Below are 14637 nucleotides of genomic sequence, written 5' to 3'. Positions count from 1 at the left end.
CAACAAAGTTCGTAGTATTAAATTTTTAAAAATCCCATTTTTCTCTTAGGGATACTTTAAACATTTTTAGAATAGCTAATTATGAAATAGCTTCAAGTTCCAAAGATTTTTTTGAAAAAGTATCTGGCTATGACACCCTACGGTTAATATTATGCAAGAAAGCCATCCTAGTTGAAGGAGATTCAGACGAATTAGTACTTCAAAAGGCATATAGAGACAACAACAATGATAAATTACCTATTGAAGATGAAGTAGAAATCATTTCCGTAGGAACATCTTTCTTAAGGTTCCTAGAAATTGCTGAATGCTTAGAGATACCTGTAAAAGTTGTTACAGACAATGATGGAGACTTAGAGTTCTTAAAACGGAAATATAATAATTACTTAGGAAAAAACAAAAAATCAAACATCGAGATTTGCTATGAAGAAGAAATACACACTGGATCATTAACTACGGGAAAAGATAATAAACCTTTTAATTATAATACCTTGGAACCTGCCTTATTACGTGCAAACAGTCTAGAAAAGTTGAATTCCATATTCGATACCAAATATGAAACCGAGGACTCTCTGCTAAAGTACATGAAATCAAATAAGACTGATTGTGCATTAAAAATATTTTCATCTCAAAATAAGATTAATTATCCGGAATTTATTATGAGGGCCTTGTGATGAAAAATAATCTTTTAATAGCTGCGGCCGGGGCTGGAAAAACGACCCATTTTGTACAAGAGTCATTAAAACTTACAGAAAGTGTCCTAATTACTACTTTTACAGAAGAAAATAAAGAAGAAATAAAGAAAAAATTTTTTGAATTAAATAATGGCGTCATTCCACATAACATAACTATAAGAACATGGTTCTCATTTTTAATTGAGCATGGTGCAAAACCATACCAAGGAAAGCTAACAAATAAAAATATAAATGGTTTGTTATTGGTAAATAATAAGTCGGGATTAAAATATAGAAACGGAAAGTTCCCAGTGTACTACAAAGAAACAGAAGTTGAAAAGCACTATTTTTCAAATGATTTTCAAATATATTCAGACAAGCTTTCAAAGTTTGTTGTTCGTTGTAATGACAAAAATAATGGATATGTAATTGAACGGATTGCTAAACTGTTTAAACATATCTTTATAGATGAAGTACAGGATATGGCAGGATATGATTTAGAGATAATAAAACTTTTGTTTCAATCCGATTCAATTATTAAAATTGCTGGTGACCCTAGACAAGTAACATATCAAACTCATTTTCCTGACAAATATAAAAAATACTCCGATGGAAAAATACAAGATTTTATATTAAATGAATGCAAATCTATAGATTTTAATATCGATACAGACACCCTTAAAGACAGTTGGCGTAATAACCAGATTATCTGTAATTTCGCCAACAATATATTCACGGAATATCCATCCTGTGATTCTCTCCATAATAAAATTACAGGACATGATGGGGTTTTTCTTGTAAGAGAAAAGGATATTGAACGTTATTTAATAGAGTATTCTCCAACACAATTAAGATATTCTCGCACTAAAAAAGTCAACCCCAATTATGAAGTTAAGAATTTTGGGGAATCCAAAGGAACAACACGGGATAGAGTATTAATATATCCAACTCAAAAGATATTAGACTGGTTATTGAATGATAAAAATCTGGATAATTTTGATATTAAATGTAAATTTTATGTAGCAGTAACAAGAGCACGATATAGTGTTGCAATTGTATGTAAAAATAATATCAAAACGGATATACTCCCCATTTACGAATATTAATTAAAGTTTACTTGCAACGTCATTTGGACGGTATTAACTTACCGACAAATGGCGTTTTTTGTTGTTAAATTGGAGGTGAAATATGAAATGAATAAAAAGATTTATAACACAAATTTAAAAATCGGTAGTCTTTTTGATGGAATCGGTGTCTTCCCCCCTCTCTGCTTCCCGTTTTGGAATTAGTCCAACATGGGCAAGTGAGATTGAAAAAGCACCTATGTCTATTACAAAACGACACTTTCCTAACATGATTCATTTGGGAGATATTACTAAATTAAATGGTGGGGAAATTCCACCTGTTCATATCATTACATTTGGTTCACCTTGTCAGAACTTATCCAATATTGGTAAACGAGAAGGTCTTACTGGAAGTCAATCCAGTTTATTTTATCATGCAATACGAATTATAGAAGAAATGAGGTGTCAACGAATGGAACATATCCAGTTATCGCTGTTTTGGAAAACGTCATGGGAGCTTTCTCATCAAATAACAGGCTGGATTTTAAGGCCGTGCTTGAATCGTTCTCATGCTTCCTTGCTTATTAGTATGGGTGAAAATCCATTAATCATTAAAGACCGCCTAGGGCATGAAGATATTGAAACGACACTCGGCACCTACGGACATTTGTATCCTAATAGTAACTTTGAAGTAGCTCATAAATTAGAAGGCATTATGTCTTACCAAACAGCAACAGAAAATAAAGATACTTCACCAAAGAATCAATTCCTGGTCGTTACCTACGTAAAGGTTTAAAAACAAATAATGCAATAACAATGCAATGAAAATAGAGTAAAGAGCCGAAACCCTTGTAAACAAAGGGGTTTCAGCTCTCCTACAACTACTCCCACTCAATTGTTGCTGGTGGCTTGCTTGTCACGTCATAAAGGATTCGATTCACGTGGTCGACTTCATTTACAATACGTGTAGAGATTTTCTCTAATACTTCCCACGGGATACGTGCCCAATCAGATGTCATACCATCAATCGATGTAACAGCACGGATACCTACTGCGTAATCGTAAGTACGCGCATCTCCCATTACACCTACACTACGGATATCCGGTAATACCGTAAAGTATTGCCAAATGTCTTTTTCTAATCCAGCTTTTCTGATTTCCTCGCGTAAAATAGCGTCGGATTCTCTAACGATTTCTAGTTTTTCTGGAGTTACTTCCCCAAGAACACGGATACCTAATCCTGGTCCTGGGAATGGCTGACGCCAAACGATTTCATCTGGTAAGCCTAACTCTGTTCCTAATGCACGAACTTCATCCTTAAATAATGTATCTAAAGGCTCAATTAATTTGAATTCCATATCTTCAGGAAGACCGCCGACGTTATGGTGAGATTTAATGGTTTGTGCAGTTTCTGTTCCGCTCTCTACAATATCCGTATAAAGCGTTCCTTGTGCTAGGAAATCCATATTTTCTAGTTTAGCCGCTTCATCATCAAATACATAAATAAATTCATTACCGATTATTTTACGTTTTTGTTCTGGGTCTGTAACACCTTTTAATTTATTAAGAAAACGATCTTGTGCATCCACTTTAATAATATTCATATGGAATTGATCACGGAACGTTTCCATCACTGTATCGCCTTCATGCTTTCTGAGCAATCCGTGGTCAACAAAAATACACGTTAACTGGTCGCCAATCGCTTTGTGGATAAGCGCAGCAACTACAGATGAATCTACCCCACCGCTAAGCGCACACAATACGTTACGATCGCCTACCTCATTGCGGATTTTTTCCATTTCCATTTCAATAAAATTCGCCATTGTCCAATCACCGGCACAATTACAAATATCATAAACAAAATTCTTCAGTAGTTGGTTGCCATACTCTGAATTACTTACTTCTGGATGGAATTGTACGCCATATAGCTGCTTCTCTTCGTTACTCATCGCTGCAACAGGTGTAGAAACATTCGTAGCATCCGTATTAAAACTCACTGGTACTTCTAAAATCTTATCACTATGGCTCATCCATACAATCTGTGAGTCCGGTGTCCCTTTGAATAATCGAGCGTTCTCTTGTACATTTATTTCTGCTCTACCATATTCTCTTTTCGGTGAACGTTCTACTTTGCCACCATATTGTTGAGTCATTAACTGCATACCATAACAAATACCTAAAATCGGAATACCTAAATCAAATATTTTTTCATCACAACGGAAACTATTTTCAGCGTAAACACTATGTGGTCCACCTGATAAAATAATTCCTTTTGGATTCATTTCTTTGATTTCTTCTGCTGTTAAGCGATGGGAATGTAATTCACTGTATACTCCAAATTCACGAATTCTTCTTGTAATCAATTGATTATATTGACTACCAAAGTCTAGCACTAGTATCATTTCATTATTTATTTCCAAATGCTCCACTCCTCCTTGTCATTTCTGCGATTACCACGATGCCTAACTATGTATTACGTAAAAAAGAAATTCTGCCTTATATAATAAGGATAAAGGCAGAGATTCTACTATCCCACTTATCATACGAGCTGGGAATGCCGGACATATCCGAGTGCATTCCCTAACGCTCAAGTTGATTATTTTTATTCATTCTATCAGTAGTCTAATTTGTCGGTCAAGCACCTATTTGGTCGAAAATCTTTTGAAAATGCTTTCTCCATTGATTTTTATCTATATATTTATTTTTCATATACAGCCATTTTTCATACTCTAATGTCATCTGATAAAAATCTTCCATGCCAGATTGTTCCTTTAACTCAACAGCATACTGTCGGAGGGTCTGACCTTTTTGACGCTTATAGCCTTTCTTTTCTAAACGTGTGACGATCGTTAAATAAGCTTTCTCTATATCATCATCTTCTAATAGTCTATCCCAACTTTTCGTGAGCCACCAACTTCTTATCGTGCGGCGTTTGATAATAACGAATAGAAGCAGTACTATTCCTATTAAAACTGAAACAGCAAGTACTACTTTAAGCCATGAAATGTTATTATTCCCCACAGTCGCTGTAGATTCATCTTCTTCCTCAGCCGTTTCAACTTCTTCCTCTGTCTCTACCTGTTCTTCTTGCTCTTCCTCTTCTTCAAGGGTTTCTTCTTGTTCCGCTTCATTTTCTTGTTGTTCCTCTTGAAATTCTGCTGGATTGTAGAAGCCTGTTGTTGGCTCAAAGGGAACCCAACCTGTTTCAGGAAAATACACTTCTACCCATGAATGAGCATTATTATTTCTTACTTCGTACAACTTATATCCATTTGGTAATGGTGGTTGTTCCGCTGCTTCCGTTCCACCAGTAAACCCCTTCACCCAACGAGCTGGTATATCTAAGGATCTCAACATAACTACCATAGAAGTGGAGAAGTTATCACAATAACCTAACTGTGTATCAAACAGAAATTGATCTACATAGTCTTCCTCTTCTTCTGGAATCGGAATATCTTCTACTTGATAAGAAAATCCATTCAAGTGAAAATATCGCTCGATTGCTTTTGCTTTATCGTACGTATTATTCTCGTTTTCGGTTATTTCTACTGCTAGGTTACCTACTCGATCGGGTAAGGTATCAGGTAATTGTAGATACTTCTCACGAATCTCACTAGGTATAGAGCCTTGATCCTTTCGCAAAGCTGACTCGTTAAAGGTTGGTTTTTCATAGTCGACCTGATACGTTAACCACTGATATTCGCCACCTTCTGACTCCATCATGCCTGAAAATTGATCAAGCATGAAAATCGCACCTGTTTGCTCTGATTGAATTTCTTGGACTCCGTATGGTAGTGGTACTTTGGATAACCCACTATGGCCAGATCGGGTAACAGTCACTTGTCTAGTTTCTGTACTAACTGCATCTGTAGAAAAAGATTGCCAAGGTACCGTTGCATTCTCTAAGGGAAGATATACGGATGCTTCCGATCGTTCCCAACCTTTTCCGGTATACACATCCTTCGATTCAATTCTCCAGTACACATCTTCTTGAGAAACTACTTCAAGGATAACCGTATCGTCTTGAACAAAGGAGCCACCTAGGACGCTATCATTCTCCCCATAACCAACCTTTCTTGTTGTTTGATCCGATAATACTCCATTCCCCAGCGCACTTTGGATAAATGGCACCGGGTCTGGCCAGATTGGATCAGATTTAGGAGCAAAAACACCTACACTAATTGCTACCAGCATGGCTGCCACTATTGGTAGGATCCACTTCCCACTTAACTCTTGTTTGTTACTAACAAAAGATTCACGCACTCTTTTCTCATACTGACTTACGATTAGCATCACCAGAGACAGAAAAGCTACTTTTATTATTGGATAATTCGCATTGTAGGCTGTAAATGTATCTAGAACTGCTAGATATACGATAGTCATTGCAATAAATGGGAAGAAACGATTTGCCGTCACTAACCAATAATGTAACAAATAGCTCAATAGCCATAACAAAAGTAAAAATAATATCGTACGGAGAAAAGAAGTTGTAGAGAGCCATCCCTCTAAACTAACTAGGTTCACACCAAGACTAATTTGCGAGAAAAATTCTTCTATCCAAGTTGGCGATAACAATGGTGATGTTAAGAATAAGTAGTCTATTATCAGTAGGAAAGTGAAAGCCTTAATGATAAATTTCACTGCTTTACTTTTAAAGAAATAAGAGACTAATAAGCTAGCAGCAAAGTATAAACCGAAGACATGAACATTATTTGTATCAGATATAATTGGTAACGGTCTTAACCATTCAAAGACGAGAATAATTGTGGCGACGATTAGAAAAAAAGTAGTTACGGAAGGGAAATGAAATATCTTCTTCATCGGCTATCCACCTCCCAACTATTTTTCGATAATACGTTTTCCGTCATTCGAATTACGTGTATACCGCTAGCCTGCAATTTCGTCAATTGTTTATTTTGTTGAATGGTCTTCTCTGGTCCGATATAGATGATTGTCATGTTCGGCGAGAATCGTTTCATTTTACTTATTTCCGTTGCTTTTTTGTCTGTTATATGAGTAAGTATCCATATACAAGCACTTTTCTGTATAGATCGGACACGTTTGTAATCAAAAGGAATACCTTTGTTTTCAACAGTAGCTAAGTAGTGAACAATACCGTTTAATTGGTATTGGACCTGTTCATGGTTAAATATCTTAACGGGATCATTGTACACCATAAAATTTGTCTGCTGTTTCTTCTTTTTTAATACATGTAATAAAGATACAGCTACATCAATACTAGCTTCAAAAGTTATTTGACTACGCGACACATCGCCTGAAAGATCTAAAATACATGTCAACTCTAATTCTTTTTCATGTTCAAATTCTTTCGTCATCATCGTATTCTTTCTAGCTGTCGTTTTCCAATCTATCCAAGAGAATCGATCCCCGGCTACATATTCTCGTACAGACGACACGGTATTTGTTTTACGAGCATCTTGTTGCAAAATACCCGACACACCTTCTTCTTGATGGGTTGCAGGGAATCTCATTTTCATTTCTCGTACAGTAGGCAAGACGGTTAACTTCTGTTGGATTGGGAATTCAAATCTTTTCTCTAGAAAACCAAACGGGTCTCCATAAAAAAAGGTAAGTGATTCTAAATAGTGTTCCCCTCTAGGTAGCTTATCTAATTCATACCTAATCGAAAACTCTTTCTTCATCCATGGATAAATAATATGCTTTATCGTACGTTCTGAAGGACTGAGATTTTTCTCTAGATTCTCATATTTCTTAAGGCCTTCATCATAAAAACGCATGGAATTCGATACATTATGTTCCAGTGCTAGAAATGGAATTGGAAAGCGTGATTTGCGTTTAAAACGAAGGATTACGTCTACCTTTCCACCTGCTTGCACCGTTTCTTTAGAAAAACTTGCTCTTACGTCCCACTTCTTCGCCGAATAAAAAGAAAGAATAAAAGTATAAATGCAAAATGGAAAAAGACTATAAACTAAAAACCAACTAACAAATCCACCTTGAAACATGGCATAAGAAAACAAAACCATCATAAGAAGTAGTAACCAAAACCGCTTTATCCAATGATGTAGTCGAATCCTCATTCAAGTATTTCCTTTCGAATCGGAACTTCTACAGACTGTAGTACCTGTTGAATAACATCATCTACTGTAATTTCTTCGTATTTTGCCTCAGGTTTTAGAACCATTCGATGAGGTAATACATAGGGAGCCAAAAACTTCACATCGTCTGGGATCACATAGTCACGATCTTGGATTAACGCATACGCCTTTGCTGCTTTCATTAAATAAATGGAACCACGCGGACTTACACCTAATTGAACGTGTGGAGCTTTTCTAGTTTCACGAATCAACTCAACAATATATCTCCTTACTGTTTGGTCAACATAAATCATCTCTACTTGTTCCTGCATCATCCGTAATGTATCAATCGAAATCACAGAAGCAAGTTCATTAATTGGCTGTTTTCGATCATTTCTCTCAAGCATTTCTATTTCTTCCGCTTCGGAAGGATAACCTAATTGTAGCTTAATTAGAAATCTGTCCATTTGTGCCTCTGGTAATGGATAGGTTCCTTCATAGTCCATTGGGTTTTGAGTAGCCATAACGAAGAATGGCTGCTGTAAGGATTTCGTCACGCCATCTACCGTTACACTCATCTCTTCCATAGCTTCTAATAAGGCTGCTTGAGTTTTTGGTGATGTTCGATTAATTTCATCCGCTAAAATAATATCACCAAATATAGGACCATTACGAAATTGGAAATTCATTTCTTTTTGATTGTAGATAGATACACCAGTTACATCTGAGGGGAGCAAATCAGGGGTAAATTGAATTCTCTTAAAATCACAATCTAGCGACTTAGCTAGAGCCTTAACTAGCATTGTTTTTCCCACACCTGGTACATCCTCCAAAAGCACGTGACCATTCGCTAATAGTGCTGTCAGGCTAAGGGTTACTTCTTGTCTTTTTCCAATCATTACCTTTTCCATATTTTCTATTATATTGTTAATATCTCTTTGATAGTTCAAGTGTGTCCCTCCTTCTATTCCGATACAATAACTCTATGTCTAATATACTATATCGATAGGTGAAAGGTACACTGTTATATATCAACGTCATCAAACTGTAACGTTACGACTTCTCAACCTAAAAAAATGAGTAGAAACCAAACTTGGCCTCTACCCTCTCTACTATTCAACCTTTATTTTACCATTAACAGTTTCCAATTTAATAAGATGTTCTCCTTCACCAAAGCTGCTATGTCTCGTGTCTTGGCCGAAGATGTCTACTTTGCCATTTTTCACATCGACTTCTATCGTTGCATTCGTTGGCTTTTCTTTTGTTTGGACATTAATTCTTCCATTAACTGATGCTAGGTCTATGAAACGGTCCAAATCATCTGTTATTAGTGCGGTACTTCCATTCGTAACATCCGTCGTTATTTGACCTGTCACATTCTCGATCGAAATACTGCCGTTATTGGAAGTAACACTTGTACTATCTGCTTCTAAATCTGTTAATTGAATGCGGCCATTTACATTTTTAACATTTATATCTGTTACTGCAGCATCACGTACATCTATTTTTCCATTCACTCCGTTTATCTCTAACATGTCATAGTCTTTTTCTGGTAAATACAAAGATATTTCTGGAGAAGACAATGATAAATCCAAGGAAATAAATTGCAAGAACTTCTCTTTTAACTCTATAGCAAGAGACTCCTCATTTTCTTCTATTGATAATTCATATAGGTGATGCTTCGATTCTGGTGCCGTGAAGACTAAAGTGATTTTTTCATCTGTCGTTGATACGATATTTATTGTTGCATTCTCTGATTTCACCCAAATATCTGTTATATCAGCATTCTGGATAACCTCTGTTTGTTCTTTTTCGGTTGTTGCTCCAGAAGTTGAAAAGGTAAATAATGCGCCTATTAAACCAATAGCTACTAAAAAAGTTGCGATAAGCATAAGCATTTTTTGATTAGGCATGCTTCATACCTCCCTTGACCATTTTCACATTAAAGTTCAGATATTTTACAAAGCCTTTCATCAACCAGCGAGTAGCGTAATACATTCCAATAATCAGAAAGATTCCTACACCGGATAAAAAGAGCGAGAAAAACAACTCAAAAAAAGCAAAAACTTCTGGGTAAATAATGATATTAACTAAAAAGAGTATTGGTGCAGCCACAAATGATACGCCTGCTAACCAGCCAGAGAATACGAATCCAGCAAGTGCTAAAAATGGAGCAAGAACGATTATTAAATTAAAGAAACCAAGACCAATTACTGCCCATACCGCTCGAAGTACATTTCCTGTAGAAGTTGTTTCTTCAACTTGCTCTAATCTATAGGTTACGACCATCTCTCTTGCAATTTGTTGTGGGGAGCCTAGAGCCTTAGAGATTTCTTCTTCTGATTTACCTTCATTTATTCCAATATCAAAATGTTCCCTAAAGTCTTGTAAAATATCCTCTCGCTCGGATGAAGGTAGACGTTGCAAAGAATTATTTAGGCTTTTTAAAAAATTTTCTTTATTCATCGTTAACACCTTCCTTAATCAATTGATTCACACCTTCTGTGAACTGTTTCCATTCTATTAGTAATTCATGAAGATATTCTCTTCCTACATCTGTTAATGCATAATATTTTCTTGATGGACCTTCTGTTGATTCTTTTAAATATGTTGTAAAATAACCTTCTTTTGTTAACCTTCTTAACAACGGATAAACAGATCCTTCTGATATTGCAATTTGGTCGGATATTTTCTGAACTAACTCATAACCGTACCGATCCTGCTTATCTAACAGAACAAGTACGCAAAGCTCTAACACACCTTTTTTAAATTGTACGTTCACACATTTCACCTCTTATCCACTACTATATATTGTATAGTACCTATCTATAAAAAGTACCTGTTAACTATAATTTAACACACACTACTGTTCATTGCAAGGTACTATATTAAAAATAAGTAATTGACCTATCCTTCAGAGCTCGGAAAGACCTTGATATAAATGAATTGAGCTAAAAATAAAAAAACCTAACATTTTATCTGCTAGGTTTATCCAATAATTACGCGTTCTGTTGGGTAATGATATTTATCTTTTGTTTCATGTCCACGAATAATAAAGAGGAATGTAAATATTCCAATACGACCGATAAACATTAAAATCATAATGACAAATTTACCGACACTCGTCAGTTCAGAAGTAATCCCCATTGATGTTCCTGTCGTACCAAAGGCAGATGTTACTTCAAATATGATCTGTGTCAATGTGAAGTTTTCCGTATAGCTTAGCACAATAACGGAGCTCGAACATAAAAGCAATGCCGTCGAAATAACAATAAACGCTCGCAAAATATCATCTTGATGGATTTCGCGCGAGAACACCTTTACACTCGCATTCCCTTTCGCATAATTCCAAACAGCAAGTAGCATAATCGCAAAGGTCGTTGTCCGAATCCCCCCACCAACACTACTCGGTGACGCGCCTATAAACATTAACAAACTTATAAAGGTTAACGTCGCTAGTGAAAAGGAGGATATATCCATCGTCGTTAATCCAGCACTTCTGGCAGCAACAGAATGGAATAAACTATAGAAAAATGCTTCATGCCATGATTTATCTGCCATAAACGAACTATGCTCTAGTAAATAGATAACTATTGCTCCAATAATCATGATTAAAAAATAAGTCAGCGTTGTTATCTTAGTGAATAATGAAAAACGATGACGGTAGCGTCTACCATTCTTTATACGATCTTGAATATACTCCTTTACCTCTACCAAAACCGGAAAGCCGATTGCACCGAGAACGATGAGAATCATTGTAACAGACTGAACAAAGTAATCACCTTGATAGGGCATGAGTGATGCTCCAGTAATATCAAGACCACCATTCGTTGTTGCACTTACAGACAGGAAAAATGCGTGAAATAGTGCTTCCGTCCACATTTCGAAGTACTGCAAAAAATGTATCGTGAATAGGATGGTTCCAATCACTTCTATAATTAAGATTAGAATAAAGATTTCCATCATTAACTTAACGAGACCTGCAAGTGATTTTTGATTTTGATCAACCATAATCATTTTTCTACTTCGGATACCGATTTTTTTACCTAACAAAACCCAGATGAACGTCCCCATCGTCATAATACCTATCCCACCTAGGTGGAGGATAATTGCTATGGCAAATTGTCCAGCTGTATTAAAAGTTTCAGAAATCGATACAACGGTTAAACCAGTAACACTAATTGCTGTTATTGCTGTAAATAAGGAATCGATGAAAGAAAGCTCTACCCCTTCATTATGTAAGAAAGGCAGGCTTACAATCAACGTGGAGACCGCAACAGTTATTAAATAATATACTACTATATGTTGAAAGGCTGATGAATTTTTAAACGATTCTTTTAATTTTGTGACCAGGCTCATCTAATTCTTTCTCCTTCTTCTATACTAGACGATAGTTTACCATAACAATTAGGAGATTTATATCATTTTTTTAAAAACCACTATATGAATCTCGATGAAAGCGACCATTCGCCTGGTAAAGGTATTTCTCTGGGATCGCTTTTTCGATTCTCGGAAAAATAACACGTTCTTCTAATCTGACATGCTCATCCAAAAGCTGGCCCAATTGGTTAAACGTTTCTATCGTTGGACGTTCGGTACTACGTATTTTCATAACATATCCTCTAATTTGAATATGCTGCAGTAGCATATTCTTGATTTCTTGTTCATCCACATCCGCATATTGAGAATATAACGGTAGAAGAATTTCTTCTTCATCACGGAAATGATTTTCTCCATCTGTTTTCCAAAATTCGATTACATCCCTTGTCAATTGCTGAATACTCGTGTTTTCATCTGCCTTTTTCAATTGTTGTGCAACGACTAACGTATGGTGATGATGGTGTGATAACGGAATTAAAGCTTCGTGTCTCTTCATTTCTTTCACTCCTTCCCTAATACTAGTAGTAGCATACCCTTTTTAACCGTTATTTACCTTACTTCCATAGGGAGTTGCCAATTGATAGGTGCTAACCCGGCGCTAACTAATAATTCATTTGTTTTAGAGAAAGGCTTGCTCCCAAAGAAACCTCTGTGTGCTGACAATGGACTAGGGTGTACCGATTCCACAATAAAATGTTTTTCCTGATTAATTAAATGCTTCTTCTTTATAGCTGCTGCACCCCATAATAAATAAACGATGGGTTCTGTTTTCTTATTAAGCTGTCTAATCACTTCGTCCGTAAACTGCTCCCAGCCTTTCCCTTGGTGAGAATGAGCTTGACCTGCTCTAACGGTCAGCACATTATTAAGCAGTAGCACACCCTCCCTCGTCCACTCAATTAAATATCCGTGTGGCGGTATTTCAAATCCAACATCCGATGCCAACTCTTTATAGATATTTCTCAATGACGGCGGAATCTTTACACCCGGGTTCACCGAAAAACTCAATCCGTGTGCTTGATTCGGTCCATGGTACGGATCTTGACCAATGATGACTGCTTTCACTTTGTCAAAGGGTGTTTGATGCAGTGCGTTGAAAATATTATCCATTGAAGGATAAATCGTATGTTCTTGATACTCTTGTTTTAAGAATTCACGTAGGCGTAAATAGTATTCTTTATCAAACTCTTGAGATAAATACTGCCACCAGTCGTTTTGTAGAATTTGTTTAGTCATCCTACCCTCTCCCCTCCGATATAAGATGGTAATTTCATTCTAACGTAAGTCGGACTCCATTTTCATCCATTACATTCACCTCTATAAAAAAACAAAACAAGCTGCAATTATATAATCACAGCTTGTTTAAACCTATAGATATAGGGAAGACGTTTATTGACTGTTGTTCATTTTCATCCAACCATCTGCCCATTGTTGAATACTGTTTAATACTGGTTCTAATGCATACCCTTTATCTGTTAAATGGTATTCAATACGCACCGGTGTTTCATTATATACTTCTCGTTTGACAATGCCTTGTTTCTCAAGATCTTTCAATCGCTCAGACAATACACGCCCACTTATTCCAATTGCAGATTCAATCGCAGAGAAACGTTTTGCACCATCTAATAATTCAAAAATAATCAAACCAGTCCAACGTTTATTTAAAATATCTAATGCCGCTTCAAATTTAGGACATATTGTTTTATCTGACATAATTGTCACCTCTTCGTAATTAAATTATACCAAATTTTTTTCGATAAGTGAATTTACTTGACGTAATTGACTATACTTTATATACTCAGTTGTATAAAGTAAGTTAAAGATAAATAAGGGAGGAATTTTTAACATGGCAGTAATTTTAGATAAGGTTCATAGTGCAATTTCATTTGAAGTAAAACACATGATGGTATCAAAGGCAAAGGGACAGTTTAAGGACTTCGATATTGATTTCTCTGGATCATTCGATGAGTTAGAAAATGCTAGCGTAAAAGCAACAATTAAAGTAGACTCTATTGATACAAACAACGGAGATCGTGATAACCACCTTAAATCAGGTGACTTCTTCGATGCAGAAACTCATCCTGAAATAGTATTCGTAAGTAAATCAATTAAAAAAGTTAGCGATAGTGAATACGATGTAACAGGAGATTTAACTATTCGTGGAACAACAAACGAGGAAACTTTCCGTGTTGATTACAACGGTACAGCGAAAGACCCAATGCAAGGCAAAACAATTGCTGGTGCTGACTTTAACGGAACGATTGACCGTGAAAAATACGGCCTAACTTGGAACGCTGCTTTAGAAACTGGTGGAGTACTTGTTGGTAAAGACGTTAAAATCCATGGTGGGCTTGAGTTCGTAGTAGAATAAATCGAGTAGGAGGAGGTGATTAACCTCCATCCTCTCACACCACCGTACGTACCGTTCGGTATACGGCGGTTCAATTAAGATAAATAACGCAA

14 protein-coding genes and 2 pseudogenes are annotated in these 14637 nt (G+C 36.2%); 5 read left to right on the top strand and 11 right to left on the bottom strand.

The features are described from left to right. Positions 1-62: 62 nt before the first annotated feature. The 4 genes and pseudogenes from GGQ92_RS16645 to GGQ92_RS15640 all read left to right on the top strand — a co-directional run. The gene (locus GGQ92_RS16645; RefSeq protein ID WP_343068855.1) at positions 63-671 is read left to right on the top strand and encodes an ATP-dependent endonuclease; all 609 of its coding nucleotides are present in this window, start codon (positions 63-65) and stop codon (positions 669-671) included. Then, a complete protein-coding gene (locus GGQ92_RS15650; RefSeq protein ID WP_184251195.1) occupies positions 671-1777 on the top strand; it encodes a UvrD-helicase domain-containing protein in 1107 nt (368 codons plus the stop codon). The genes GGQ92_RS16645 and GGQ92_RS15650 overlap by 1 nt, the downstream gene beginning before the upstream one ends. 136 nt (positions 1778-1913) lie before the next feature. Continuing rightward, positions 1914-2138: pseudogene (locus GGQ92_RS16735) on the top strand (DNA cytosine methyltransferase); the annotation flags it as partial. 153 nt (positions 2139-2291) lie between these two features. Then, positions 2292-2531: pseudogene (locus tag GGQ92_RS15640) on the top strand (site-specific integrase); the annotation flags it as partial. Between the two features lie 85 nt (positions 2532-2616). On the opposite strand, the gene guaA reads toward GGQ92_RS15640, so the two are convergent. From guaA to GGQ92_RS15585, 11 genes are all read right to left on the bottom strand, one after another. After that, complete coding sequence (guaA, locus tag GGQ92_RS15635; protein ID WP_281380487.1) at positions 2617-4137, bottom strand: glutamine-hydrolyzing GMP synthase; 1521 nt, start codon at positions 4135-4137, stop codon at positions 2617-2619. 232 nt (positions 4138-4369) lie between these two features. Beyond that, positions 4370-6556, bottom strand: a complete 2187-nt coding sequence (locus GGQ92_RS15630) for a DUF4129 domain-containing transglutaminase family protein (RefSeq protein ID WP_184251191.1) — start codon at positions 6554-6556, stop codon at positions 4370-4372. Then, positions 6553-7797, bottom strand: a complete 1245-nt coding sequence (locus GGQ92_RS15625; protein WP_184251189.1) for a DUF58 domain-containing protein — start codon at positions 7795-7797, stop codon at positions 6553-6555. Before GGQ92_RS15625 ends, GGQ92_RS15630 begins: the two co-directional genes overlap by 4 nt. Beyond that, positions 7794-8705, bottom strand: a complete 912-nt coding sequence (locus GGQ92_RS15620) for an AAA family ATPase (protein ID WP_184251197.1) — start codon at positions 8703-8705, stop codon at positions 7794-7796. Before GGQ92_RS15620 ends, GGQ92_RS15625 begins: the two co-directional genes overlap by 4 nt. 201 nt (positions 8706-8906) lie before the next feature. Beyond that, positions 8907-9707 (bottom strand): DUF4097 family beta strand repeat-containing protein, encoded by an 801-nt coding sequence (locus tag GGQ92_RS15615; protein WP_184251187.1) that lies wholly within the window; start codon positions 9705-9707, stop codon positions 8907-8909. Further along, entirely contained in the window at positions 9700-10260 is a 561-nt protein-coding gene (locus GGQ92_RS15610; protein WP_184251185.1) for a DUF1700 domain-containing protein, read from the bottom strand. The genes GGQ92_RS15615 and GGQ92_RS15610 overlap by 8 nt, the downstream gene beginning before the upstream one ends. Further along, positions 10253-10576: a helix-turn-helix transcriptional regulator gene (locus GGQ92_RS15605; protein WP_184251183.1), complete on the bottom strand. Its 324-nt coding sequence runs from the start codon at positions 10574-10576 to the stop codon at positions 10253-10255. Before GGQ92_RS15605 ends, GGQ92_RS15610 begins: the two co-directional genes overlap by 8 nt. 206 nt (positions 10577-10782) lie before the next feature. Next, complete coding sequence (locus tag GGQ92_RS15600) at positions 10783-12153, bottom strand: TrkH family potassium uptake protein (protein WP_184251182.1); 1371 nt, start codon at positions 12151-12153, stop codon at positions 10783-10785. A gap of 70 nt (positions 12154-12223) precedes the next feature. Then, a complete protein-coding gene (locus GGQ92_RS15595) occupies positions 12224-12670 on the bottom strand; it encodes a hemerythrin domain-containing protein (protein WP_184251180.1) in 447 nt (148 codons plus the stop codon). A gap of 53 nt (positions 12671-12723) precedes the next feature. Continuing rightward, positions 12724-13410, bottom strand: a complete 687-nt coding sequence (locus GGQ92_RS15590; RefSeq protein ID WP_184251178.1) for a uracil-DNA glycosylase — start codon at positions 13408-13410, stop codon at positions 12724-12726. A 153-nt stretch (positions 13411-13563) separates the two neighbouring features. Beyond that, the gene (locus GGQ92_RS15585; protein WP_184251176.1) at positions 13564-13887 is read right to left on the bottom strand and encodes a winged helix-turn-helix transcriptional regulator; all 324 of its coding nucleotides are present in this window, start codon (positions 13885-13887) and stop codon (positions 13564-13566) included. Positions 13888-14020: 133 nt separating this feature from the next. Between GGQ92_RS15585 and GGQ92_RS15580 the strand changes: the two genes are divergently transcribed. Next, positions 14021-14545 carry a YceI family protein gene (locus GGQ92_RS15580; RefSeq protein ID WP_184251174.1) on the top strand — a complete coding sequence of 175 codons (525 nt, stop codon included), beginning with the start codon at positions 14021-14023 and terminating at the stop codon, positions 14543-14545. Positions 14546-14637: the final 92 nt, after the last annotated feature.

Origin of the sequence: Gracilibacillus halotolerans (assembly GCF_014206945.1) — a bacterium.
In the GTDB taxonomy this organism is placed as follows: domain Bacteria; phylum Bacillota; class Bacilli; order Bacillales; family Amphibacillaceae; genus Gracilibacillus; species Gracilibacillus halotolerans.
This window is presented reverse-complemented; position numbering and strand designations above follow the sequence as displayed.

Coding starts and splice junctions, on each gene's coding strand:
- GGQ92_RS15650 (WP_184251195.1), top strand. CDS start 671: ATGAAAAATAATCTTTTAATAGCTGCGGCCGGGGCTGGAAAAACGACC.
- guaA (WP_281380487.1), bottom strand. CDS start 4,137: ATGATACTAGTGCTAGACTTTGGTAGTCAATATAATCAATTGATTACA.
- GGQ92_RS15630 (WP_184251191.1), bottom strand. CDS start 6,556: ATGAAGAAGATATTTCATTTCCCTTCCGTAACTACTTTTTTTCTAATC.
- GGQ92_RS15625 (WP_184251189.1), bottom strand. CDS start 7,797: ATGAGGATTCGACTACATCATTGGATAAAGCGGTTTTGGTTACTACTT.
- GGQ92_RS15620 (WP_184251197.1), bottom strand. CDS start 8,705: ATGGAAAAGGTAATGATTGGAAAAAGACAAGAAGTAACCCTTAGCCTG.
- GGQ92_RS15615 (WP_184251187.1), bottom strand. CDS start 9,707: ATGCCTAATCAAAAAATGCTTATGCTTATCGCAACTTTTTTAGTAGCT.
- GGQ92_RS15610 (WP_184251185.1), bottom strand. CDS start 10,260: ATGAATAAAGAAAATTTTTTAAAAAGCCTAAATAATTCTTTGCAACGT.
- GGQ92_RS15600 (WP_184251182.1), bottom strand. CDS start 12,153: ATGAGCCTGGTCACAAAATTAAAAGAATCGTTTAAAAATTCATCAGCC.
- GGQ92_RS15595 (WP_184251180.1), bottom strand. CDS start 12,670: ATGAAGAGACACGAAGCTTTAATTCCGTTATCACACCATCATCACCAT.
- GGQ92_RS15590 (WP_184251178.1), bottom strand. CDS start 13,410: ATGACTAAACAAATTCTACAAAACGACTGGTGGCAGTATTTATCTCAA.
- GGQ92_RS15585 (WP_184251176.1), bottom strand. CDS start 13,887: ATGTCAGATAAAACAATATGTCCTAAATTTGAAGCGGCATTAGATATT.
- GGQ92_RS15580 (WP_184251174.1), top strand. CDS start 14,021: ATGGCAGTAATTTTAGATAAGGTTCATAGTGCAATTTCATTTGAAGTA.